This is a genomic window from Pseudoneobacillus rhizosphaerae, assembly GCF_917563885.1.
In the GTDB taxonomy this organism is placed as follows: domain Bacteria; phylum Bacillota; class Bacilli; order Bacillales; family Cytobacillaceae; genus Pseudoneobacillus; species Pseudoneobacillus rhizosphaerae.
The window spans coordinates 48177-72237 of record NZ_CAKJTG010000009.1 but is presented as its reverse complement, the minus strand read 5'-3'; the positions used below and the strand labels follow the sequence as shown (position 1 = coordinate 72237).

Below are 24061 nucleotides of genomic sequence, written 5' to 3'. Positions count from 1 at the left end.
TAACCAGACCACAGTGGCTGGTTTTTTTCTTTTTCCAGAAGGAAATCGACACTATCTGTATCAAAATTGTGAATAATCGTATAAAATAATAGCATTATTACGATATTTAAGGGGTAAGAATAATGGTCCAATCGATTGAACAACTAGAACAGTCAGAATTACAGGAAAGATTAAGTACTCTTTTTAGCTATATACATAAACATCAAAATGAAAATCTAGAAAAAAAACTAACACAATTAGCCGAGAAAACGTTGTTACAAGAGTATTCAGTAGCCTTTTGTGGTCATTTTTCTGCAGGGAAATCAACAATGATAAATCGGTTAATAGGTGAAAATATTTTACCTTCAAGCCCTATTCCTACAAGTGCGAATTTAGTTAAAGTGAAAACGGGTGAGGAGTATGCAAAGGTTTATTTTAAACAAGACAAACCGAGAATGTATTTGCCTCCTTATGATTATGAGCAAGTGAAAAATTATTGTAAGGATGGAGACCAAATCGAATGGGTTGAAATTAGCCATTCAGATTCTAATCTACCTAAAGGGATGGTCATTCTTGATACGCCCGGCATTGACTCTACGGATGATGCTCACCGTATTGCGACAGAATCAGCTTTACATTTATCCGATCTCATCTTTTATGTGATGGATTACAATCATGTTCAGTCCGAGGTGAATTTTCTTTTTACAAAGGATTTAACGATTGCAGGAAAAGAAATTTATTTAGTGATTAACCAAATCGATAAACACCGCGAAGAAGAGTTATCTATTGAGGAGTTTAAACAAAGTGTTGAAGATTCGTTCCTTTCTTGGGGGGTTAAACCTAAAGGGATATTTTATACGAGCTTAAAGGACCTTACACATCCTCAAAATCAATTCGAAACGCTTCAGACATTTATTCATGAGAGAATTAATAATATCGATATTCATCTCAAGGAGTCTTTATTTATTTCCTTAAACCAATTAGCAGGAGAACAACTTTCCTGGCTGGAGGAGCGAAATTCAGTTCAAGAGGAACACGCGCTGGAATTGTTAAATGAAATACCTATTATCGAGCAGGAGCAATTGGAAGAAAAGGATGAAGAATGTAGGAACCGATTAAAGGTTGTAAAAACGGAACACCAAGAATTTTTGAAAAAGTTCGAAGATGAAATTGAAAAAATATTAAAAAATGCCTATTTAATGCCATTCCAAACTAGGGAATTAGCAGAAAGCTTTTTACAAGCTAATCAAGAAGGTTTTAAGGTAGGTTTTCTATTTTCAAAACAAAAAACGGATGCTGAGCGTGAGCAACGGTTAAATCGTTTTTATCAGGATTTGCATGAGAAGGTTTCCTCTCAACTAGATTGGCATCTTCGCAGCTTTTATCAACAAGCAATAGAGGAATACCAAATTCAAGATGAAGAAGTCTTAAAGTTATGTCAAAATTATCAAACACCATTTTCAAAGGAATTGTTAATTTCTAATGTAAAACCAGGTGCTATTTTGTCTGGTGAGTATTTATTAAACTACACGAACGATGTTGTTTCCGAAATTACTAGAGAAGCAAGAAAAGTAATCATTACCATTTTAGATAGGTTCAGTAAAGTTATGGAATGGAAATTAGCTGAACAATTAAATAAGATTGAGGTTGAAAGGGGCAAAATTGCGCCCTACTTAGAAGCGAAGACTAAATTAATGGAAATAGAGTCCATTATCACGAAAGAGAAAATGATTATGGAAAATATTCTGAGTGGAAAAGAAAAAGATCTCATCTTCCAAACAGATTTATTTACTCAGAAGGAAGAAGATGTGGTCATTATTCGAGAAAATGATCCACTTCCACAGTTGGTGTCTGAACCTGAATTATTAGCAGAAGAAAACATCTCTATTAGGCAAAATCAACCTATAATTAAAACTAATAAAGAGGAATTAGTGCAACAATTAAAAAGTGCAGCGAGCGATTTAAAGACTATCAAGGGGTTCGAGCAAACTTCAATTGAACTATTAGAAAAGGCATCAAGGATTGAAAACCAAGGTTTTACGGTTGCCTTATTTGGAGCCTTTAGTGCAGGTAAATCATCCTTTGCAAATGCTTTAATGGGTGCAGATGTTTTACCAGTATCACCAAATCCGACTACAGCAGCTATAAATAAGATTTTGCCTGTAACGGATCAATATCCTCATGGTACAGTACGTGTGAAACTGAAAAATAGTGAGCAGTTACTAGTTGAAGTAGAGCGTTCGTTAAAGATGTTTGATCTTCAAGCAGATAACTTTAATCAAGCACTTGATCAAATTCAAAAAGTGACACAATCAACGGACTTTATTGGGAATGAAAAAATTCACATAAGCTTTTTAAACGCGTTTCAATTAGGGTTTAAAAATCTTTCTCAATCATTAGGAAAAATTATCCAAACTGATATTGGAGAATTTCGTGATTTTGTTGCAAATGAAACAAAATCCTGTTTTGTAGAGTGGATTGAACTGTATTATGATTGTGAATTTACACGAAATGGGATTACATTGGTTGATACTCCAGGAGCGGATTCTATTAATGCTCGCCACACTGGAGTCGCGTTTGATTATATTAAAAATTCAGATGCTATTCTCTTTGTTACCTACTATAATCATGCATTTTCGAAAGCAGACCGTGAATTCCTCATTCAATTAGGTCGGGTAAAAGAAACGTTTGAACTAGATAAAATGTTCTTTATTATTAATGCAGTCGATCTTGCCAATGATGAAGAGGAATTACAATCTGTTATTTCTTATGTCACAAGTCAATTAACGATGTACGGTATTCGACACCCTCATATATTTGCTTTATCTAGCTTGTTGGCTTTGAAGGAGAAACTGAGCTCTGGGGGAATGACATCTTCTAAAATGAATGAATTTGAAGCTTCCTTTTATCAATTTATTTCAGAAGATCTTCTTCAAACATCCTTAGCTTCCGCAGATAATGAGTTACATCGGATTAAACAAGAAATTAAGGCTCTTATTGAGGTATCCAATGTAGATGAGACTGTAAGAAACGAAAAAATAAAGTCACTTCATCAAGAGAGGGAACGTGCGGAAGAGCTTATCAGAAAGCAATCCAAGAGCTATTTAGAAACAAGAGTTACCCAAGAGTTAGATGAATTGTTATTTTATATAAAACAACGAGTATTTCTTCGATTTAATGACTTTTTTAAAGAGTCCTTTAATCCAGCGGTATTAAAAGAAGATGGTAGAAATATGAAAAAAGCACTTAATGGTGCTTTAGAAGAATTTTTATTAAGTATAGGGTATGATTTTGCTCAGGAATTGCGTGCTACTTCGTTGAGAATGGATGCTTTTCTACGAAAACAACTTCGTGAGTTCCATCATTCACTTTCAATTTCTCTTAACGAAATTAACAAAGAAATATCCATTTCAACCCGTGATGTTCAGTCAGATCGTCAGTTGGAGTTTATGAATGCCTTTGATCATTTAGATCGTGCGATGTTTCATAAAGCATTGGGTACTTTTAAGAGTCCTAAAGCGTTTTTTGAGAATAACGAAAAGAAGAAAATGACCGATGAACTGTATGATATATTACAGCAACCAACGGATGAGTATTTAAAAGTGGAAGGACAAAAGCTTAGTATCCTGTATAAAGAGTTACTAAACGAATTATTTGAACAAAAGGTTTCAACAGCAAGCGGGGAAATTGATGCTTTCTATGGCAGATTCATTTCGTCTATTGAAAATAAAAGTCAAGCAGAGGAACTTTCTAGAGTTCTTAGCAATATGACAAAATAATATAGAGGTGAGAAGTAGTGAAAAATATTGTTGATAAGGAGTGGTTGAAGTCAAGGTTAGGTTCACCTAATCTTGTTCTTCTAGACTGCAGATTTTCATTAGCCAATCCTCGTGCAGGGGAGGAGGCTTATCAATTATCACATCTTCCTGGTGCGGTATATTGTCACTTAGAAAAAGATTTATCTGGACCCGTTGTAAAACATGGGGGGCGTCATCCATTGCCAAATCTACAATCCCTTTCAGCCTTTTTGGAATCAGCAGGCATATCAAATCAAACAGTGGTTGTTGCATATGATAATGGTGAAGGTGCATTTGCCGCAAGATTATGGTGGTTAATGAAATATCTAGGTCATGAGGAGGTATTTGTGCTAAACGGTGGTTATAAAAATTGGGAACAGTCAGGTTATCCTGTTGATGCCAACATCCCAGAACCAGCAAAAGCAACCTATGAAATCAGACTTCAGCCAGAAAGAATGGCTATCTATGAAGAAGTTAAAGGCATTGTAGAAGAGGGAACACAAAATACGATATTAATTGATTCAAGAGAACCAAAACGATATCTTGGAATCGAGGAACCAATTGATAAAGTGGCTGGGCGAATACCTGGAGCCATTAATAAATTTTGGAATGATGGCTTTGAAAATGGGCAATTTAAGTCACTTTCTGAACAATTATTACGTTTTTCTGAAGTAGGTAAAGATACTTCGGTTATCGTTTACTGCGGATCAGGTGTAACGGCTGCTCCTAATTACTTAGTTTTAGATGAACTGGGCTTTAATAATCTTAAGCTATATGTAGGCAGTTATAGCGATTGGGTATCTTATGAAGATAATAAAATTGAAGGCATCTAAATCTAAATGGAAATGATTATTTTTCTGTTAACTAGTTCCTCATGTTATAATGGAAAAATGTTATTATGAACATATAGGGGGAACTAGAAATGAATGAAAAACAAGCAACCTCACATATTATGCTAGTTGATGGAATGGCTTTACTATTTAGAGCGTTTTACGCAACATCCATTACTGGACATTTTCAAATTAATTCAAAAGGAATACCAACAAATGCTGTTTCGGGCTTCCTTAAACATATGTTAACAGCTGTTTCATCCTTTAATCCTAGTCATCTTGCAGTTTGTTGGGATATGGGAAGTAAGACATTTAGAAGTGAACTCTATACAGAATATAAAGGGAATCGTGGCGAAGCACCTATCGAGTTGATACCCCAATTTGATTTAGTGAAAGAAGTTGTTGCTTCGTTTGATATCCCTAATATTGGACTTGTAGGATACGAGGCAGATGATTGTATTGGTACGGTTGCGAAAGCCTTAAAAGACGATATGAAAGTGTCCATTTTAACTGGAGATCAAGATATACTTCAATTATTAGAAGAGAATATTTCTGTTGTCCTGCTGAAAAAAGGCTTTGGAAATTACCAAGTCCATACACCAGATAGTTTTTATGAAGAAAAAGGTATTACACCTCGTCAAATGATTGATTTGAAAGGGTTAATGGGAGACCCAAGTGACAATTACCCAGGTGTAAAGGGAATTGGTGAAAAAACTGCGTTAAAGCTACTACAGCAGTTTGAAAGTATCGATGGAATTCTTGAAAATTTAAATGACTTATCAAAATCACACCGTACAAAAATAGAGCAAAGCTTAGATATGTTGCATTTAAGTAGAACACTTGCTGAAATTAAATGTGATGTTCCTGTTTCATGCTCTATTTCGGATTCAGAGCTTCGTTACAATAGAAATAAAGTTATTAATATGCTTGATGAAGTTGAGCTTAAAGGAATACATCGATACTTAGCTGATGAAAAAGAATATGCTTAAATGATTGGGGGTTACTCATAAAAGAGTAATCCCCATTTTTTATTTCGTATTCTTCTTTTTAGCAGCGTTTTCTAATTTGCTTTTCGGTTCTTCTGCAAATTCTGCATCTTGGCCGTATCCTTGTGGATTTACCCCAGGTGCTTTAACACCGCGATTTGTGTGATGATTCTTATTTTTACCCATTTTCTCACCTCCAATATTTAGTATGACCTCTTCGAATAATAACAGTCAGTGAACTTCAAAATAGATAAGAGGTGATGAATTTGAATAAAGGTGTTTATATCGCATTGGCAAGTATTGGCTTGGCTCAGGCAGCTAAAATACCGATTCATTATATAAGAAAGAGGGAATGGCGACCAGAGTTATTTTATCAAACTGGGGGTATGCCAAGCTCCCACTCAGCTGGCGTGTCATCCTTGACAACGTATGTGGCCCTCTCAAGAGGCGTTCCCACTGTCGATTTTGCTTTATCCCTTGTTTATGGGTTGATTGTTATGTATGATGCTCAAGGAGTAAGAAGACAAACGGGACATCTCACATTAAAGGTTAACGATTTGGATGAATTAATCGACAAAATCCATGAGGATCGACCAGTTAAATTTGAGGAAAAGTCCCCAGATAAGTTGAAGGAAATGCTAGGGCATGAGCCAGATGAAGTAATTGGTGGAGCGATTTTCGGTGTTTTAACAGGGACATTGGGCTATTGCTTAACAAAAAAAGATAGAAAAATGTCAAAATTTAAAGTAAAATTTAGGAACTGGATGTAAGAAAGAGTGGGAACAAAGAATGGGGAAAATGAGCAACAAATTGGAAGAATTTTTATTAAAAATGAAAGCAAAGGGGTTTCAATTACAAGAGGATGCAATTGGATTTATTTACTTCGGAAAACATTTTACAAATGCTCCAGACGAAGTGATCATTGCAGCCATTGAAATAACCTTAAAAGCACAAAAAAGCTTTGATGGAAGTTTTTATATTTCGCTTTTGGAAACCCTTTCTCATCAAAAAGTAAGTACAAAGGCAGAAGCACTCCAATTTATTAAAGATCAAGAATTAATAGCATTAGGGACTGAGTAATCAGTCCCTAATTGGCTTCTTTTGAGGCCATTTTATTGCGAAATCTAGAGAAGCGCTCAACAGGTAGCTCAGCAAATACCATACCTAAAAAAATAAAAAGACAACCCATGATGGCACTAATCGATAATCGTTCATTCGCCCAATAGTAGCCCGCAATCGCAGCAAAAACTGGTTCCATCGCAAAGATTAAAGCTACTCTCGTAGGAGTCGTATATTTCTGGAAGCTAGTTTGAGCAAAAAAAGCAAGTGCAGTGGCGAAGACTGAAGTGACAATCAACGCTATAATAACACTCTGAGAAGAAATAATACTTAATTTCAACATCTCGTTAAAATCTTCAAAAATGAAAGAACTAATCATAGATAATATGGATACAGTTAATATTTGTATCGTTGTTAAAAGTAAAGTAGGAAATTGTTCACTATATTTGCCTGTGAAAATAATATGCATCGCAAATCCAAAGGCACAAATAAGGACAAAGAAATCTCCTATGTTTAAGGCAGCGATATCCGTCATAGTTAATAGAAATAAACCAACTGTCGCAATGCTAACCCCGATTACTGCAGGGAAACTTGGCTTTTGTTTTAATAGCAAGAACGAAAAGAATGGGACTAGAACCACGCTTAGCCCAGTAATAAAACCTGCTTTAGATGAAGTGGTATAAAGTAAACCAAGTGTTTGGGTGGCATAACCTAGAAATAGCCAAAATCCAAGCAGAAAACCTGAAATTACAATCCTCTTAGATAAAAATTGAAGTTGTTTTCTTTGAAATAGTAACAAACTTAAGAATAAAATAACAAAAGCAATAAAAAATCGGAAACTGTTAAAAGCGAATGGTTCCATTGTTGAAATGGCATTTTGTACTAGTACAAATGTTGTCCCCCAAATAAAGGCAACAATTAATAAGCTAAGATCTGCAAAAGTTGATTTTTTCATTGTGATGAATCGTACTCCTCATTTTTTCTAATTGCCAACCGTGCTAGTTCATCGGCTACTTTATTTTCACTACTTGGAATCCACTTCATGAAAAATAAATCCAACTGTCGTGAAAGCAACAGTGCCTTTTCTAATAGTGGAGCAAATGCTTTATTTTTGGCAAATTCTTTTTCTATGCCACGATTCACAAGCTCTGAATCTGTTCGAAACGAGACAGTCATAAACTTCTTTTCCAAGCATATTTCTAATCCCTTAATTAGTGCATGGTATTCTGCTTCATGATTAGACATTATTCCTAAAGGAATGGAGAATCGTTCGACTGTTCCGTTGGCTTTTATAAAAACTCCAGCTCCACTAGGACCTGGATTGCCAGCAGTTGCTCCATCAATATATACTTCAATCATGCTAATTCCTCCGTAAATTACATACAATAATGATAAGTTTAACATAAATGGATTGTTATGAAAAAAATAAGGCAATATTCAGTGATGGGGTAGAAGAATTCGAAAAAGAGAGGCTGAATGTTATGAAATACAAAATAGAGTGGAGTTATAAAAGGAAAGGGAAATCATCCGTTATTTTTCATTCTGAATGGGTGGATGGAGATGAAGTAATTGAGTTAGGGGAAGAAATAGAAAAATCAGGAAAAGCAGCAGAGTTATTTTTTTATGATGAATTGGGCACTTCTTGGACATTAAAGGATATGAAGAAGCTGACTGTTGAGGTAGAGGAAGAACCACATGATATTACTGTCTATTTTGATGGAGGATATAATGAGGCAATTAATGAAGCGGGATTAGGTACAGTCATCTATTTTAAAGAGGGAAAAAAGAAGTTTCGAGTTCGGTCAAATGAACAATTTTCGAATATCAATTCAAACAATGAAGCGGAATACGCTGCATTTTATTTTGCTGTAAATACACTTGAGGAATTAGGTGTTAAAAATATGGTATGTGAATTCAAGGGTGACTCCCAGGTGGTCCTGAAACAATTAGAAGGTGAATGGCCATGTTACGAGGAAGAATTCAATCGTTGGCTTGATCGAATTGAACAAAAACTAAAAACGATGGGGATTGAGCCAAGATATACATCTATTTTACGCAAGGATAATAAAGAAGCTGATAAACTTGCTACCCAAGCACTTGAAGGAAAGAAAATTCATAGTAAAATGCAAATTATTTAAAGGGTGTGAAAATATTGAAGAAACAGGAAATTTTGGCTAGCTTGGATTCAATCCAAACATACTACTGCCAAGATTGTTTTCTCCATAAGCATTTGAAGCAAGAAAAAGGTAGAAGGCATGCACATCGTTTTTGTATAACCGAATGTACGGTTGGAGAAAAAATAAAAGAGTTTGGTGAAATGTTGATAAAATAAAAAGGCTGGCGGAAAGCCAGCCTTGTGTTTTTTTTGATTAGATATTAAAGCTTTACTACATTAGCAGCTTGAGGTCCACGATTTCCTTCAACGACTTCGAAAGAAACTTCTTGACCTTCTTCTAAAGATTTGAAGCCTTCACCAGTGATTGCTGAGAAGTGAACGAATACGTCGTCTCCTGCTTCAACCTCGATAAATCCAAAGCCTTTTTCATTGTTGAACCATTTTACTTTACCATTTTGCATAACTCTTCCTCCTAAGCCTTTCAAGACACCTTTGGTCAAAAAAGTTAAATATTATCATTTTTACTTTTTAATAGAAAAATAGTATAAATGATGTTTTTAATATACAACGAACTGATATTACAGTCAAGAATTGTTATGGAGTTTTTTGAAAATTTAAATTTCGTTCATTGTTATTTATTTCACTATAGTTTAGGACTGTAATTAGTGCAAAGATATAAATAAAAAGTCTTATACATAACGTTTGTACTCTCACATATTTATTAATAATCTGCGATAAAAGGGTGATTGTATGTATCGGTTTTCGATAGATGGTGAGACTTGGATTTTAAGATTTTCGCCACATATTTTTTTAGAACACGCGGAGCGACAGGAGATAATCAGTCTCCTCATCCAGTTAGGCAAGGATCTATCTCGATTTTCACATGGAAGCGCCTTTTGCTTTTTTACTGAGAAAATGGGTTTATTGGTCTTTGACGTAGAACGGATTCCATCTTTAATCTTAACCATATCTAATGTTGTCATGAATGAAAATTGGTATGTCGAAAAAGAATCGAGAATGAAACCATTTCAAAAATGAGTAAAGCTTCAAAAAAATCCTTTACACAAGCTGCCCTTTAGGTGCAGTTTTTTTTTTGGAGAAATTCATAATAAGTTTGACAAATTACGAATAGATTCATACTATAAATAAAAGTTGGTTTAGGGAAACATTATAAGATGGAGGAAAAACAAATGGATGCAACTAAAAAAATTCGATTAGCAGATGGAAAAAAGGGTCAGTTGATAAAAATAACCAATATTTTGGTGGAGGGTGTTATGAGGCGAAGACTTTTTGACTTAGGCTTTGTACCGGGGGCAATTGTTGAAGTAGTACGAAAAAGTCCTCTAGGAGACCCTATCGCTTTCCAAGTTTGTCAAACCTTGATCGCTTTAAGAAAAGAAGAGAGTCAGAGAATAGTAGGGGAGCTGATGGGTCTTGAGTGAATATTATCGTATCGCGTTAGTAGGAAACCCAAACACTGGAAAAAGTACGTTATTTAATACACTAACAGGCTTGAGACAACATACGGGAAATTGGGCTGGAAAGACTGTTGAATTAAAGGAGGGAACATTTGAGTTTAAAAATAAATCATATAGAATGATTGACCTACCCGGTAGCTATTCCCTTTATTCAAATTCCCTTGATGAAGAGGTGGCAAGGGATTATGTGCTGTTTGAGAAACCAGATGTAACGGTAGTAGTTCTCGATGCAACAGCATTAGAAAGAAATCTAAACCTTGCCTTGCAAGTGCTTGAAATTTCAAAAAATGTTGTTATTTGTTTAAATCTAATAGATGAAGCTGAAAAACGAGGTATGAAAATTTACGAACAAATATTTATGAGGAAATTAGGTGTTCCGGTTGTAAAGATTTCTGCGAGGAATAAAACAGGAATACCTGCATTACTCGACACGATTGATCGTTTAATAGATGGAGTTATTGCATGTAACCCTAATACCATTAAATATGATGCAGAAACCGAAGCAAATATTAATTACCTAGAAACGAAGTTAATCGCTATATTTGGAGATCGTTTACCTACTAGATGGCTTGCCATTCGAATGTTAGATGGAGATCAGAGCCTTATAAAAGCCATAGAAGATAATTACTTTGGGGAGGAGGTACATTAAAGATGGATATCAAATTGAATCAACAACAAATTGAGTTTAAAAGCCTAATAGATGAAGCTACTAAAATGAGAACAGAAAATTTTAGAGATCGAATTGTTGAAAATTTATTTAAAGAAAGTAACCAATTAATGAAATCAGGAGTTCACTATTCCAAATCTAAACAAGATCAGGTAACGGAAAAGCTTGATTCTATTTTGACATCTCCAATAATTGGCTTTCCCATCATGTTAGCCATGTTAGCCATTGTTTTTTATATCACAATTGCTGGGGCTAATGTACCCTCTGGCATGATTGCCGAATTTTTTGTTTGGGTGGAAGGGTATTTGACAATGATGTTTCAATATTTACATGCACCTGGTTGGTTGCATGGCATACTTGTCCTAGGTTTATTCAGAGGTACAACTTGGGTAATAGCCGTTATGCTACCTCCAATGGCCATATTTTTCCCGACGTTTGCCTTGCTTGAAAACTATGGTTATTTACCCCGTGTTGCATTTAATTTAGACCGACTTTTTAAGAGTGTTGGAGCCCATGGAAAACAATCTCTTACGATGGCGATGGGTTTCGGATGTAATGCTGCGGCAATCATGTCAACTCGAATCATTGAATCTCCTAGAGAAAGAATGCTGGCTATTTTAACAAATAACTTCGTACCCTGTAATGGGCGTTGGGGGACATTAATCGTTTTAGCATCACTTTTCATGGCAGCGGGATTAACAGGTGGAATGAAATCACTTGTAACAACAGGGGTAATTGTTGGTATCGTAGTATTTGGAATTATTGTGACTTTTGTTGTATCGTGGGCGCTATCTAAAACGTTGTTAAAGGGAGTACCTACTCACTATACATTAGAGCTACCACCTTACCGGAAACCGAAAATTTTTGATACGGTAATAAGAGAATCATTAACAAAATCTATCGCAGTACTTTATCGTGCCATTAAAGTCGCAGCACCAGCAGCCATTCTAACATGGGTCTTGGCAAACATTACGATTGGTGATACCAGTATTCTGTTACACGTTGTACATTTCCTAGACCCACTTGGTCAAGCGATAGGTTTAGATGGGTATATTCTTATGGCCTTTATAATAGGGCTTCCAGCAAATGAAATCGTTTTACCTGTTTTATTAATGGGCTATTTATCCACAGGGGCACTGATTGATGTTGAAGGAATAAGTGATTTGAAACAGATCTTTTTGAATCACGATTGGACTTGGTTAACCGCACTAAATATGATGTTATTTTCCCTACTACACTATCCGTGTGGTACTACTTTACTAAACATTTATAAGGAAACGAAAAGTCCTAAATGGACATTTTTAGCCTTTTTAATACCAACAGTAATTGCTTTTTTTGTTACTTTTGTAATAACGTATTTGGTAAGAACGTTACATTTAATCTAAAAATTAATGGGGGCTACTAACTGATGATTAAAAAGGATGGCCATATTCATAGTCCATTTTGTCCGCATGGTACAAAAGATAAAATGGTAAATTATGTTGAAGAGGCTATAAAACTAGGATTTGATGAAATATCTTTTACAGAGCATGCCCCTTTGCCAAATGGATTTGTCGACACAACTCCAACAGAAGATAGTGCGATGAGGATGGTTGAACTTAAAGAATATTTAATTGAAGTAGAGAAGTTGAAAATAGATTACAAGAAGAAAATAAAGGTTAATGTTGGTTTAGAAATTGATTTTATAGAAGGCTTCGAAGAGGAAACAAAGTGCTTCTTGAATGAATATGGTCCTAAATTAGACGATTCCATTTTGTCTGTCCATTTTTTAAAGAATGGCTCTCGATATGATTGTGTGGACTATAGTCCAGATTTATTTAATCAAATGATTAGCGATTACGGTTCGATAGACCAAATTTACAAGAAATACTTTGAAACCTTAAAGCTTTCTATACAAGCCAATTTAGGAAATTACAAACCTAAACGAATCGGCCATATGACACTAATAAAAAAATTCCATAAGAAATTCCCTTCAAATCAAAGCTTTGAAAAGGAAATATTCGACCTGTTAACTCTCGTGAAAGAAAAGGAGTATGAGCTGGATTATAATGGTGCAGGTACAGCCAAGCCTTTATGTAGGGAAACTTATCCTCCTGAATGGGTTATTAAGCAAGCCAAAAAACTTCAAATACCACTTGTATATGGATCTGATGCCCATCAAGTCAAAGAATTAAATCAGGGGAGAGATTCAATTTGTATACCATAAATAACTCCGTTCGGCTAAGTAACTTTAGATAGAAATAACCAATAAAAAGACTTGTCTTAAATAAGGCAAGTCTTTTTATTTTTTTATTGACCGAATACAAATTCCAATGTAAACTACATATATCTTTAATACTCTAATATATTAGCGTGATAAAGCGAAAGAGAATTGGTAAGAGGTGAATTTCCATTAGTCGATTATTTATGTTTGAAAAACCATTAGGAATGAGAGATACTCTACCGCAATTATATGAAACAAAAAGTCAAATCCGAAATTCAATTGGTGATGTGATGAAAAGCTGGGGATTCCAATTTATCGAAACGCCAACGTTGGAATATTATGAAACGATTGGTGCTGCTTCAGCTATCCTTAATCAGCAATTATTTAAATTATTAGACCCACAAGGGCATACACTCGTTTTACGACCAGATATGACAGCACCAATAGCTCGTGTAGCGGCTTCCAAAATATTTAATGAAAATTATCCTTTAAGACTGGCGTATTCAGAAAATGTTTATCGTGCCCAGCAAAGGGAAGGCGGTAGACCTGCTGAATTCGAACAAATTGGTGTAGAACTTATTGGGGATGAGACAGTTAGTGCCGATGGTGAGATTATTGCCCTAATGATTACTGCATTAAAGGAAGTTGGTTTAGAAGATTTCCAAATCTCAATTGGCCATATTGGATTTTTGAAAGAATTATTTCTTCAAATTTTAGGGACTGAAGAACGAGCTAAAACCTTAATAAAATTCTTATATGAAAAGAATTATGTTGGCTACCGTGAGCATGTCAATTCATTATCCCTCTCTACCATTGATAAACAACGATTATTAGACTTCCTAAATCTACGTGGAAGTACAGAAGTAATCAATCAAGCTATAGATTTAGTGGAATACGATCAAGGGAAGGATTCTGTACTTCAATTGAAAAAGTTGTGGGATACCATGGATGATTATGGAAATCAGGAAAAATTGAAATTTGATTTAACCCTTGTCAGCCATATGAACTATTACACAGGGATTTTATTTGAAGTTTATGCGAAGCAGGTTGGGTTCCCTATTGGAAATGGAGGAAGATATGATGGACTGTTTCAAAAGTTCGGCAAAAATACAAGTGCAACAGGATTTGCTCTTCGTTTAGATCGATTGGTGGAGGCGTTAGGTCCATTACCTGAAATTACTCCATCGGAATGTATACTATTTTCTGAAGAAAGGCGTAGTGAAGCTTTTCAAATCGCAAAAATGAAAAGAGCGGAAGGATTAAAAGTAGTCCTTCAGGATATAAACGGTGTTAATCATATTGATGCCTGTACAGATCAATACGAGGAAATCACCTTCCTAATAGGCAAAGCAGGAGGGAGAGTATCAACATGAACCCATTCTTAACCATTGCTATGCCGAAGGGGAGAATATTTGAAGAGGCAGTAGAACTTTTAAGGCTAGCTGGCTATAATCTCCCACCTGAATTTAAAGATTCAAGAAGATTAATTATTGAAGTTGAAGTCGAGAACTTCCGATTTATTTTGGCAAAACCAATGGACGTACCTACCTATGTTGAGCATGGTGTAGCTGATTTAGGAATAGCAGGAAAAGATGTAATGATTGAGGAAGAAAGAGATGTTTATGAGCTGTTAGATTTAAAAATAAGCCACTGTTATTTAGCGGTAGCAGGTCTCCCTAATACAAAAATGAACAATGTGGCACCGAAAGTGGCAACAAAATACCCAAATGCCGCAGCTGCGTATTTCCGCGAACAAGGTGAGCAAGTAGAGGTTATTAAATTAAATGGGTCGATAGAACTTGCTCCAATTATTGGCTTATCTGACCGGATAGTGGATATTGTATCCTCTGGAAGAACGCTTAAGGAAAATGGGCTAGTAGAATACGAGAGAATTGCCGATATTACCTCTCGTTTAATTGTTAACCCTGTAAGCTATCGAATGCAGGATAAACGAATAAACGATTTAGTAGATAGATTGAATCACGTGATAAATTCTGAAAGCATTAATTCGTAAAATGCTGACAAAAGGGTGGTATAAGTGAAAATTAAACGAGTGAGTGAATCGGTCTCTATTAAACGTTCTATTGAGAGTGGAACACAAGAGCAGTTATTGCAAGTAAAAGCTATCATTGAGGAAGTCAGAATACGAGGAGATGAAGCAGTTAGGGAATTTACTGAAAAATATGATGATAGCTATCTCGAACTCTTTTCCGTTACACAAACGGAATTTGACGAAGCATTTGAAGTAATTGAGGAAAATATGGTGGATGTAATAAAGGAAGCTGCAGAAAATATTCACTCTTACCACATGAAACAGCTTCGCCCTTCATGGATGACAACTGAAGAAAATGGGACTATTCTAGGACAAAAAATAACTCCTCTTGATTCAGTCGGTGTCTATGTACCAGGAGGGACAGCGGCCTATCCTTCATCAGTACTAATGAATGTTATACCTGCGAAGGTGGCAGGAGTTGAGCGAATAGTAATGGTTTCACCACCAGGGGAAAATGGGAAAATACCACCGGCAGTACTAGTTGCTGCAAAAGTAGCGGGAGTTAAAGAGATATATAAAATTGGTGGAGCCCAAGCAATTGCTGCCCTTGCATATGGAACTGAACAGGTTCGACCAGTAGATAAGGTTGTTGGCCCAGGAAATATCTATGTTGCTTTAGCAAAGAAGGAAGTATTTGGTGATATCGATATCGATATGATTGCTGGTCCAAGTGAAATAGTTATTCTTGCTGACCAAACAGCTCGACCAAACGAGGTGGCAGCCGATTTATTATCACAAGCAGAGCATGATGAAAGAGCTTCTAGTGTGTTAGTTACTCCTTCGCAAGAATTAGCAGAAGCGGTAGCCGAGGAAGTGAAAAGACAATTAATTGAACTACCTCGAAAAAAAATTGCTGAAAAATCTATTCAAGATTATGGCGTCATTTATGTGACAGAATCTATGGATGAAGCGATTTCAATCGTAAACGAGTTAGCCCCAGAGCATTTAGAGATTTTAACAGAAAATCCAATGGAGTATCTTGGGCAAATAAAGCATGCAGGAGCCATTTTTTTAGGTAGATTCAGTAGTGAACCAGTGGGGGATTATTTTGCAGGAACAAACCATGTGTTGCCGACTAATGGAACTGCACGATTTTCCAGTCCATTAAATGTAGAAGATTTCCAAAAAAAATCTAGTGTTATTTACTATAGTGAAAAAGCACTGAATCAAAATGTACATAAAATAGCAGCTTTCGCCCGTTTGGAAGGGCTGGAAGCACATGCTAGAGCCGTTGAGGAAAGATTTAAATAGTCAATCAAATACTAGTTAATGGAATAGGTTCGGAGGTAATGAAATGTCTAGAGTTTCTAGTTTTAAAAGACAAACAAATGAAACAAATATTGAACTGACTTTGAATATTGATGGTGAAGGTCAAGCTAACATAAAAACCGGCGTACCTTTTCTCAATCATATGTTAGATTTGTTTGCTAAGCATGGACAGTTTGATTTAACGGTCGATGCATCCGGAGATACCGATGTGGATGATCATCATACAACAGAGGATATTGGTATTTGTTTAGGTCAAGTATTGCGTGAAGCGCTAGGTGATAAAAAGGGAATCAAACGCTATGGAAATGCCTTTGTCCCCATGGACGAAACATTAGCCCAGGTGGTAGTAGATTTAAGTAATCGTCCTCACTTTGAAATGCGTGCCCAATTTCCAAGTCAAAAGGTTGGGACATTTGATACAGAATTAATTCATGAATTCATGTGGAAACTGGCGCTTGAAGCTAAAATGAATCTGCATATCATTGTTCATTACGGTCAAAACACCCACCATATCATTGAAGCTATATTTAAAGCATTATCTAGAGCGCTTGATGAGGCAACAACAATTGACCCAAGAATAAAAGGAGTTCCCTCAACGAAAGGAATGTTATAAATGATAGGCATCATTGATTATGGAATGGGGAACTTGTTTAGTGTAAGTAAAGCACTTGAAAGATTAAATGTTCCATACTTTATTTCAGATAAAAGCGAAAAACTAATGAATGCAAATGGTCTTATACTCCCTGGAGTAGGTTCTTTTAGAGACGCGATGCTTCGACTAAATGAATCTGGTCTTTCAGAGTTAATTAAACGATTTGCCGAAACAAACAAACCGTTATTAGGAATCTGTTTAGGTATGCAGCTACTATTTGAAGAAAGTGAAGAAAATGGGTTTACAAGGGGATTAGGTTTATTATCAGGGCAAGTTGTACGGTTTTCAGGAAAATCAAATGATGGAATAAACTATAAAGTACCTCATATGGGGTGGAATAAACTTACCTACAAACGTTCTTCAAGCATATTAAATAAAATAAGTGAAAGCCATGTCTATTTTGTTCACTCCTATTATGTCAAAACGGATGATAAGGATATTCTAATTGCTAGTAGCGATTATCATATAGAAGTACCTGCTGTAGTTGGAAACCAAAATATATTAGGTATGCAATTCCATCCAGAAAAAAGTAGTAAACTTGGTATGCAGCTCTTTAAAAATTTTGTCGATTTGGTAGAGGAAAGGATGAAGCTGTCTTGAATTTTTCTATATATCCCGCGATAGATATGAGAAACGGTAAATGCGTCCGTCTTCTACAAGGTGATTACGATAAAGAAACGGTATATAGTGATTCACCATTTGATATGGCCAAACAGTTTGCCGAATCAGGAGCTAAATGGATTCATATGGTTGATTTAGATGGGGCTAAGGGTGGGAAAAGAATAAACGATTCATTTGTTATTCAGGTTGCCAAGGAACTGGATATTAACGTTCAAATAGGTGGAGGCATTCGCAGTGAATCGGACGTTATTCACTACTTAGAGCATGGTATTAAACGTGTCATTATCGGAAGTATGGCGGTGGAGAAACCAAGTTTTGCCATAGAGATGATAAAAAAATATGGAAAACACATAGCAGTAGGAATTGATGCAAAAGATGGGTATGTTGCGACACACGGTTGGCTGAATACATCTGAAGTAAAAGCTGTAGATTTAGGAAAAAGATTTGCTTACGCAGGAGTAGACTCGCTTATTTTTACGGATATTGCAAAAGATGGAATGCTATCAGGTCCCAATTTAGAAGCGTTAGCAGAAATGGCAAAGGAAACCGGGAAACAGGTTATTGCATCTGGCGGTGTTAGTCATTTAGCAGACTTATTTGCCTTAAAGGCTTTAAGTGATCAGGGAGTAACCGGAGTGATTGTTGGTAAAGCCCTATATGAAAGGAAATTCACTTTAGAAGAAGCCTTGAAAGAGGTGAAAAGTTAGTATGCTTACCAAACGGATCATTCCTTGCCTGGATGTAAAAGAAGGTCGTGTCGTTAAAGGAATACAATTTCTAGAGCTACGAGATGCAGGTGACCCTGTTGAGTTGGCAAAGTTTTATGATGAACAAGGGGCAGATGAGCTTGTATTTCTAGATATTTCGGCTTCACATGAAGGTCGAAAAACGATGGTAGATGTAATAATGGCGGTAGCTTCGGAGCTAGCGATTCCTTTTACGGTCGGTGGGGGTATTAACACTTTAGAAGATATGAAGAGATTACTAAGAGCTGGGGCAGATAAAGTTTCTCTGAATACTGCAGCAGTAAGTAATCCAGACTTGATCACTGAAGGGGCAAGCTTTTTTGGTTCTCAATGTATTGTGGTAGCGATTGATGCAAAATATGATGCAGAAATGGGCTCTTGGCGAGTTTATACACACGGCGGTCGAAATCCAACAAATTGGAAAGTTGTAGATTGGGCTATGGAAGCAGTGAATCTTGGAGCTGGTGAAATTTTATTAACAAGTATGGATCGAGACGGTGAAAAGGAAGGCTTTGATGAAGAGTTAACTAGGGCCGTAAGTGAAGCGGTGTCGGTACCTGTCATAGCATCAGGCGGAGCAGGAAATGTTGAACATTTCCAAAGTATCTTTGAAGTTGGAAAAGCAGATGCAGCTTTAGCAGCTTCCATTTTTCACTATAAAGAAACCTCAGTTGAAGAAGTAAAATCGTTTTTAAGAAAGGTAGGGGTGGAGGTCAGATGAATATAGAAAGTCTAAAATTTGATGAAAAAGGTCTAATTCCAGCAATTGTCCAAGATGCCTTTTCAAAAGAAGTACTCACATTAGCTTATATGAATATAGATTCGATAAAAAAGTCTATCGAAACAAAAGAAACTTGGTTTTACAGTCGATCTAGAAAGGAGCTTTGGCATAAAGGGGCTACAAGTGGAAATACACAGACTATTCATGATATTAAATTCGATTGTGATCAGGATGCATTAGTAATCTTAGTAGAAACAGCCGGTCCTGCATGTCATAACGGGACCATTAGTTGCTTTAACGAAAGCTTTTTTGATAGAAATCTAGAAACCCTCCAAAACAACTTGAAAGATTTTCAAATTCTATCGGAACTTGAACAGATTATTAAAAAACGTGAAACTGAAAGACCTGATGGAGCCTATACAACCTACTTATTCGAAAAAGGTGTAGACAAAATATTAAAAAAAGTGGGGGAAGAAGCCTCTGAGGTAATTATTGCTGCAAAGAACCGCGATAAAGAGGAATTAAAATGGGAAGCGGCCGATTTAATTTATCATCTACTTGTTTTGTTACAAGAACAAAAACTTCCTTTTAGTGATGTGCTAAAGGTTTTAAATAAAAGAAAAGATGGCAAAATAGACCCGAACTAAACTCCTTATTTTATACAAAGGAGTTTTTTCTTCTTTACGAACGAGCAAGACAAGCCTAAAATGAAGATGAATCCTAAAAGAAATGAAGGCGATTCATTTGAAATTAATAATAGCGGAAAAACCTGATCAAGGTTCCACACTTGCATCCGTGTTTAAATCAAAAAAGCAAACTGGTTATATTGAAATTTCACCCAATGAGATTTTCCCAAACGGTGCCTTTGTAACTTGGGCTATTGGCCATTTATGTGAATTGGCAGCACCAGAGAAATATAATGAATCCTATAAAAAATGGTCATTACAAACATTGCCAATATCTCCTGAACAATATCAGTATGAAGTAGTAAAAAATAAGCAGAAGCAATTTGATGTCATTAATAAACTTGTCCATCATCCTTCCGTAACAGAAATCATCCATGCAGGTGATGCTGGGAGGGAAGGAGAATTGATTGTCCGAAATATCCTTAGACTAACTAAATCACAAAAACCAATGAAAAGACTTTGGATTTCTTCCCTAACAGCCAATTCCATTAAAGAAGGTTTTACAAATCTATTAACAGAACAAGAAACTAGAAATCTTTATTTTGAAGCATATACTAGGGCATGTTCAGATTGGCTTGTTGGTATGAATGCTTCGCGTCTTTATAGCTTGCTTTTACAACAAAAAGGCTTTTCAGATGTGTTTAGTGTCGGAAGAGTTCAAACTCCTACACTTGCATTAATTGTAAAACGGGAACTAGAAATAGAACAATTCGTATCTGATCCATTTTGGGAAGTAGAAGCGAATTTTATTGCAGGGAAAAATAAGTACGTAGGAAAATGGGAAAAAGACGGTAATTCGAGAATCGAATCAAAAGAAATGGCTGAAAAAATTGCAGCCTTTTGTGAAAAGAAAAATTCCGTTATTTCTGATGTTCAAGCTGAAAAAAAGGAGTATTTGCCACCTTATTTATATAATCTCTCAGCACTTCAAACGGAGGCAAATAAACGTTTTAAAATGTCACCGAAAAATACTCTAGATACCCTTCAAAAACTATACCAAAAGGGAAATATCTCCTATCCTCGTTCCGATTCTAGATTTGTGACACCTGAGGAAGCCAAAACATTCCCGTCTATTTTACAAAAATTTAGCAGACTAGAAGACTATGCGGAATACTTTCCACTTCCGATTCAATCCATACAAGGTAATAGTCGTTATGTAAATGAGAAAAAAGTTACAGATCACTATGCCATCATTCCGACTGAACAAATTCCGAATATAGCTAAACTTCAAACGGAAGAAAAACAGTTATATGATTTAATTGTCCGGAGCTTAATAGCTGCACATTATGATAAATCAATATCTGAATATACTACTGTTACAACATTAGTTGATGGAAGAGCCACTTTTATTTCAAAAGGAAAAGTTCAGCTACAAGAAGGTTGGAAAAAGGTTATAGTTTCGAAGGATTCAGAAAAAGAGACAGTACTTCCACATCTTCAAATCGGAGAAGAGGGCCGTGTCGATAAAGTTAAAGTAAAGGAAAGCAAAACACAACCTCCAAAACGGTACACTGAAGGCCAATTAATTAGTGTGATGAAAACCGCGGGTAAGCACTTAGAAGATAAAGAACTGGAAAAGGTGTTAACAAAGACTGAAGGATTGGGTACTGAAGCCACTCGCGCAGGAATTATTACGATGTTGAAGGACCGAAACTATATCCAAGTTCAAAAAAATCTAGTATACGCAACCGCTAAAGCGAAGATTCTGATAACAGCTGTTGGTAATCAAATTTTAGCTTCACCAGAGATGACTGCTAAGTGGGAACAAAGACTTCGTGACATTTCGGAAGGAGCCGCATCCCCATCGCAATTTATGGAACAAACGAAGAAAATGGTGCTGCATTTAATAGATAATTCCCAGCAAGATTCTCTATCCTGGGAGTTCACGACTGATATACAAAATGAATTTGAACCAAGAAAGTTCAAAGGCAGTAAAGGTTCAACCAAACTCGGTAATTGTAAAAAATGTGATGGTTCAGTAGTGGATAAAGGAAGCTTTTATGGCTGTACAAATTATAAGGCGAAAAATTGTTCCTTTACGATTTCCAAAAAAATTCTTGATAAAACAATCACTCAAAAGCATGTAAAGTCATTACTCAATACGGGGATGACAGAAATGATTGAAGGCTTTAAAGGGAAGGATAAAACCTTTAATGCCATGTTATCTTGGGATAGTGGGCAGCAACGGATACTGTTTGCATTCAGCCCACAAGTACCGCAAACGTAATCAAATTATAAACGTGAGAGACCAATTTCCTTGTCTCACCTTTCCAACTATAGTAAAATTTATTCTGATTGAGTGTACAGGGGGTCCGTTAATGCCAACACCTAGTATGGAAGATTATATTGAACAAATCTATATATTGATTGAAGAAAAAGGGTATGCTCGTGTGTCAGATATAGCTGAAGCACTATCCGTACATCCCTCCTCTGTAACGAAGATGGTCCAGAAGTTAGACAAGGATGAATATCTGGTTTATGAAAAATACCGAGGGTTAGTTTTAACACCTAAAGGCAAAAAAATAGGAAAAAGATTAGTTTTTCGTCATGATTTATTAGAACAATTCATGCAGATTATCGGTGTAAAGCAAGAAAATATTTATAATGATGTAGAAGGTATAGAACATCATTTAAGCTGGGATGCCATTGACCGAATAGGCGATTTAATTCAATTTTTCGAGGAAGATTCCAATCGAGTAGAAGTTTTACGTCAAATTCAAAAGAATACTGAAGAATAAAAAAGGGATCTGACAATAAGTCAGATCCTTCTTTAGTAAATAGGGGGGAATTCGTCAAAAGACACTTCTGATGTAGGGGATAAGTACATTTCACCATTTACATCTGTATCTAATTCCACCCCATCAATTAATCCGTTTTCAACATCATGAATAGCTTTTCGATAGGAAATAATTCTACCTGCTGAGGTTTGAAAGCTAATAATATCTCCAAAGTGGTTACGATGTAAGGCAACTATATTTTCCATAGAAAACTCACTTTCTTCTTTTTTATATAGTTTTTGCCTTTTTCCACGATATATAATCAATTTAGGCAATTTTTTATGGAAGGAGAATGTTACATGTCTACTTTTAATTGGGTAAATGAAGCAGAAAAGCAATGGAATGACAGGTCAAAGTTTTGGAATAAAAACAGTAAAGAAATGTGGGAAGTAGGAAGTCGTAAAGGAATTATTCCTTTCTTTCTGAAACATGTGACGACAGCTAAATCAGTTTGTGATCTAGGCTGTGGGGATGGTTATGGTTCCTATAAATTAGCACAATCAGGATATCATGTTTTAGGGATTGATCTTTCAGAAGAAATGATAGAGAAGGCTAAATCACAACGGGACTCTGAAAATCTTCAATTTGAAAAAGGGGATATTTCTAAACTTAATATCGAAAAATCGACTTTTGATGCTGTGATGGCCATTAATTCTCTAGAGTGGACTGAAAGCCCTCTTGAAGTATTGAACGAAATGAAACGTATTGTTAAACCGGATGGTTATGCTTGCGTTGGAATATTAGGGCCAACAGCCATGCCAAGAACAAATAGCTATCGTAGATTATATAGTGAAGAAGTAATTTGCAATACGATGATGCCTTGGGAATTCGAGCAGCTTGCGAAGGAAAACGGCTGGGAAAAACTTGATGAATTACCCGTTTATAAACGAGGGGCAGATGCAATTAATTTACATAACCTTTCAACTGATCTTAAGCAAGCGCTATCCTTTATGTGGGTGTTCATGTTAAAACGAACGTTTGACGAATAAAGATGCCCCCATTAAATCATAAATGGTTGTCTTTTGGAGTGCAAAATGATAAAAACCAGTATAAATAATGGAGTAAAAAGCATGGTGATTAGCAATTTAATCATCATGCTTTTGTGTTTCTTATTATCCGTGGTATTTAAAAATCGTAATATTTGGAATTACGCTATCAGTTTAAGAAAGGCAATCAGATCAACACCCTTCTGATAAATAGACGGAAAATTTCCGCTTATTTAATCAAAAGCATTGAAAATGGCCTAAATAGACGGAGATATTCCACCTATATGCAGTAAAAACATGAAAACAGAGGATTTTGCTTGGCATAAGCGGAAAAACTTCGCTTATTTAGCCCGAAACGTGCTCCATTCTGATTATAACCGGAAAAACTCCGTTTATTTTACTTTCGCTGGTTACTTAATTAAGGACAAGGCTTCT

At 35.9% G+C, this 24061-nt stretch carries 28 protein-coding genes; 23 read left to right on the top strand and 5 right to left on the bottom strand.

Annotated features, from left to right (window positions below):
• Positions 1-122 precede the first annotated feature (122 nt).
• From LRP83_RS09600 to LRP83_RS09590, 3 genes are all read left to right on the top strand, one after another.
• Positions 123-3758, top strand: a complete 3636-nt coding sequence (locus LRP83_RS09600) for a dynamin family protein (RefSeq protein ID WP_230496477.1) — start codon at positions 123-125, stop codon at positions 3756-3758.
• Positions 3759-3775: 17 nt separating this feature from the next.
• A complete protein-coding gene (locus LRP83_RS09595; RefSeq protein WP_230496476.1) occupies positions 3776-4609 on the top strand; it encodes a sulfurtransferase in 834 nt (277 codons plus the stop codon).
• 89 nt (positions 4610-4698) lie between these two features.
• Positions 4699-5595, top strand: a complete 897-nt coding sequence (locus tag LRP83_RS09590; protein ID WP_230496475.1) for a 5'-3' exonuclease — start codon at positions 4699-4701, stop codon at positions 5593-5595.
• 39 nt (positions 5596-5634) lie between these two features.
• On the opposite strand, the gene sspL is transcribed toward LRP83_RS09590, so the two are convergent.
• Complete coding sequence (sspL, locus tag LRP83_RS09585; RefSeq protein ID WP_230496474.1) at positions 5635-5778, bottom strand: small, acid-soluble spore protein L; 144 nt, start codon at positions 5776-5778, stop codon at positions 5635-5637.
• Between the two features lie 80 nt (positions 5779-5858).
• On the opposite strand from sspL, the gene LRP83_RS09580 reads away from it, so the two are divergent.
• Together LRP83_RS09580 and LRP83_RS09575 are read left to right on the top strand one after the other, a co-directional pair.
• On the top strand, positions 5859-6362 hold the full coding sequence (locus tag LRP83_RS09580) for a divergent PAP2 family protein (RefSeq protein ID WP_230496473.1): 504 nt from the start codon (positions 5859-5861) through the stop codon (positions 6360-6362).
• Positions 6363-6381: 19 nt separating this feature from the next.
• A complete protein-coding gene (locus LRP83_RS09575; protein ID WP_230496472.1) occupies positions 6382-6672 on the top strand; it encodes a DUF6123 family protein in 291 nt (96 codons plus the stop codon).
• A 7-nt stretch (positions 6673-6679) separates the two neighbouring features.
• On the opposite strand, the gene LRP83_RS09570 is transcribed toward LRP83_RS09575, so the two are convergent.
• Positions 6680-7606 (bottom strand): DMT family transporter, encoded by a 927-nt coding sequence (locus LRP83_RS09570; RefSeq protein ID WP_230496471.1) that lies wholly within the window; start codon positions 7604-7606, stop codon positions 6680-6682.
• A complete protein-coding gene (locus LRP83_RS09565) occupies positions 7603-8010 on the bottom strand; it encodes a reverse transcriptase-like protein (RefSeq protein ID WP_230496628.1) in 408 nt (135 codons plus the stop codon). The genes LRP83_RS09570 and LRP83_RS09565 overlap by 4 nt, the downstream gene beginning before the upstream one ends.
• Before the next feature lie 122 nt (positions 8011-8132).
• Here LRP83_RS09565 and LRP83_RS09560 point away from each other — a divergent pair, with 122 nt between their 5' ends.
• Together LRP83_RS09560 and LRP83_RS09555 are read left to right on the top strand one after the other, a co-directional pair.
• Positions 8133-8789, top strand: coding sequence for a reverse transcriptase-like protein (locus LRP83_RS09560; protein WP_230496470.1), 657 nt, complete (start codon positions 8133-8135; stop codon positions 8787-8789).
• A gap of 5 nt (positions 8790-8794) precedes the next feature.
• The gene (locus LRP83_RS09555; protein WP_435531341.1) at positions 8795-8983 is read left to right on the top strand and encodes a zinc-finger domain-containing protein; all 189 of its coding nucleotides are present in this window, start codon (positions 8795-8797) and stop codon (positions 8981-8983) included.
• 44 nt (positions 8984-9027) lie between these two features.
• Here the strand turns inward: LRP83_RS09555 and cspD are convergent, their stop codons facing one another.
• Entirely contained in the window at positions 9028-9228 is a 201-nt protein-coding gene (gene cspD / locus LRP83_RS09550) for a cold-shock protein CspD (protein WP_230496468.1), read from the bottom strand.
• A 289-nt stretch (positions 9229-9517) separates the two neighbouring features.
• On the opposite strand from cspD, the gene LRP83_RS09545 reads away from it, so the two are divergent.
• From LRP83_RS09545 to mntR, 15 genes are all read left to right on the top strand, one after another.
• The gene (locus LRP83_RS09545) at positions 9518-9805 is read left to right on the top strand and encodes a hypothetical protein (RefSeq protein WP_230496467.1); all 288 of its coding nucleotides are present in this window, start codon (positions 9518-9520) and stop codon (positions 9803-9805) included.
• A 152-nt stretch (positions 9806-9957) separates the two neighbouring features.
• Positions 9958-10209 carry a FeoA family protein gene (locus LRP83_RS09540; RefSeq protein ID WP_230496466.1) on the top strand — a complete coding sequence of 84 codons (252 nt, stop codon included), beginning with the start codon at positions 9958-9960 and terminating at the stop codon, positions 10207-10209.
• Complete coding sequence (locus tag LRP83_RS09535) at positions 10202-10894, top strand: FeoB small GTPase domain-containing protein (RefSeq protein ID WP_230496465.1); 693 nt, start codon at positions 10202-10204, stop codon at positions 10892-10894. Before LRP83_RS09540 ends, LRP83_RS09535 begins: the two co-directional genes overlap by 8 nt.
• Before the next feature lie 65 nt (positions 10895-10959).
• Positions 10960-12297 (top strand): nucleoside recognition domain-containing protein, encoded by a 1338-nt coding sequence (locus tag LRP83_RS09530; RefSeq protein WP_230496627.1) that lies wholly within the window; start codon positions 10960-10962, stop codon positions 12295-12297.
• Positions 12298-12323: 26 nt separating this feature from the next.
• Positions 12324-13118: a histidinol-phosphatase HisJ gene (hisJ, locus tag LRP83_RS09525; RefSeq protein WP_230496626.1), complete on the top strand. Its 795-nt coding sequence runs from the start codon at positions 12324-12326 to the stop codon at positions 13116-13118.
• A gap of 200 nt (positions 13119-13318) precedes the next feature.
• Positions 13319-14488: an ATP phosphoribosyltransferase regulatory subunit gene (locus tag LRP83_RS09520; protein ID WP_230496464.1), complete on the top strand. Its 1170-nt coding sequence runs from the start codon at positions 13319-13321 to the stop codon at positions 14486-14488.
• On the top strand, positions 14485-15129 hold the full coding sequence (gene hisG, locus LRP83_RS09515; protein ID WP_230496463.1) for an ATP phosphoribosyltransferase: 645 nt from the start codon (positions 14485-14487) through the stop codon (positions 15127-15129). The genes LRP83_RS09520 and hisG overlap by 4 nt, the downstream gene beginning before the upstream one ends.
• 24 nt (positions 15130-15153) lie before the next feature.
• Positions 15154-16419 (top strand): histidinol dehydrogenase, encoded by a 1266-nt coding sequence (gene hisD / locus LRP83_RS09510; protein ID WP_230496462.1) that lies wholly within the window; start codon positions 15154-15156, stop codon positions 16417-16419.
• 43 nt (positions 16420-16462) lie between these two features.
• Positions 16463-17050 carry an imidazoleglycerol-phosphate dehydratase HisB gene (gene hisB, locus LRP83_RS09505; protein WP_230496461.1) on the top strand — a complete coding sequence of 196 codons (588 nt, stop codon included), beginning with the start codon at positions 16463-16465 and terminating at the stop codon, positions 17048-17050.
• Positions 17051-17689 (top strand): imidazole glycerol phosphate synthase subunit HisH, encoded by a 639-nt coding sequence (hisH, locus tag LRP83_RS09500; protein WP_230496460.1) that lies wholly within the window; start codon positions 17051-17053, stop codon positions 17687-17689. It begins immediately after the preceding gene.
• Positions 17686-18417, top strand: coding sequence for a 1-(5-phosphoribosyl)-5-[(5-phosphoribosylamino)methylideneamino]imidazole-4-carboxamide isomerase (gene hisA, locus LRP83_RS09495; protein ID WP_230496459.1), 732 nt, complete (start codon positions 17686-17688; stop codon positions 18415-18417). Before hisH ends, hisA begins: the two co-directional genes overlap by 4 nt.
• A 1-nt stretch (position 18418) precedes the next feature.
• Complete coding sequence (gene hisF / locus LRP83_RS09490; protein ID WP_230496458.1) at positions 18419-19177, top strand: imidazole glycerol phosphate synthase subunit HisF; 759 nt, start codon at positions 18419-18421, stop codon at positions 19175-19177.
• Complete coding sequence (hisIE, locus tag LRP83_RS09485) at positions 19174-19824, top strand: bifunctional phosphoribosyl-AMP cyclohydrolase/phosphoribosyl-ATP diphosphatase HisIE (RefSeq protein WP_230496457.1); 651 nt, start codon at positions 19174-19176, stop codon at positions 19822-19824. The genes hisF and hisIE overlap by 4 nt, the downstream gene beginning before the upstream one ends.
• A gap of 97 nt (positions 19825-19921) precedes the next feature.
• Entirely contained in the window at positions 19922-22090 is a 2169-nt protein-coding gene (locus LRP83_RS09480) for a DNA topoisomerase III (RefSeq protein WP_230496456.1), read from the top strand.
• A gap of 91 nt (positions 22091-22181) precedes the next feature.
• Positions 22182-22601 (top strand): transcriptional regulator MntR, encoded by a 420-nt coding sequence (gene mntR, locus LRP83_RS09475; protein WP_230496455.1) that lies wholly within the window; start codon positions 22182-22184, stop codon positions 22599-22601.
• A 32-nt stretch (positions 22602-22633) separates the two neighbouring features.
• On the opposite strand, the gene LRP83_RS09470 is transcribed toward mntR, so the two are convergent.
• Entirely contained in the window at positions 22634-22846 is a 213-nt protein-coding gene (locus LRP83_RS09470) for a DUF3892 domain-containing protein (protein WP_230496454.1), read from the bottom strand.
• Positions 22847-22939: 93 nt separating this feature from the next.
• Between LRP83_RS09470 and LRP83_RS09465 the strand changes: the two genes are divergently transcribed.
• Entirely contained in the window at positions 22940-23629 is a 690-nt protein-coding gene (locus tag LRP83_RS09465) for a class I SAM-dependent methyltransferase (RefSeq protein ID WP_230496453.1), read from the top strand.
• Positions 23630-24061 lie beyond the last annotated feature (432 nt).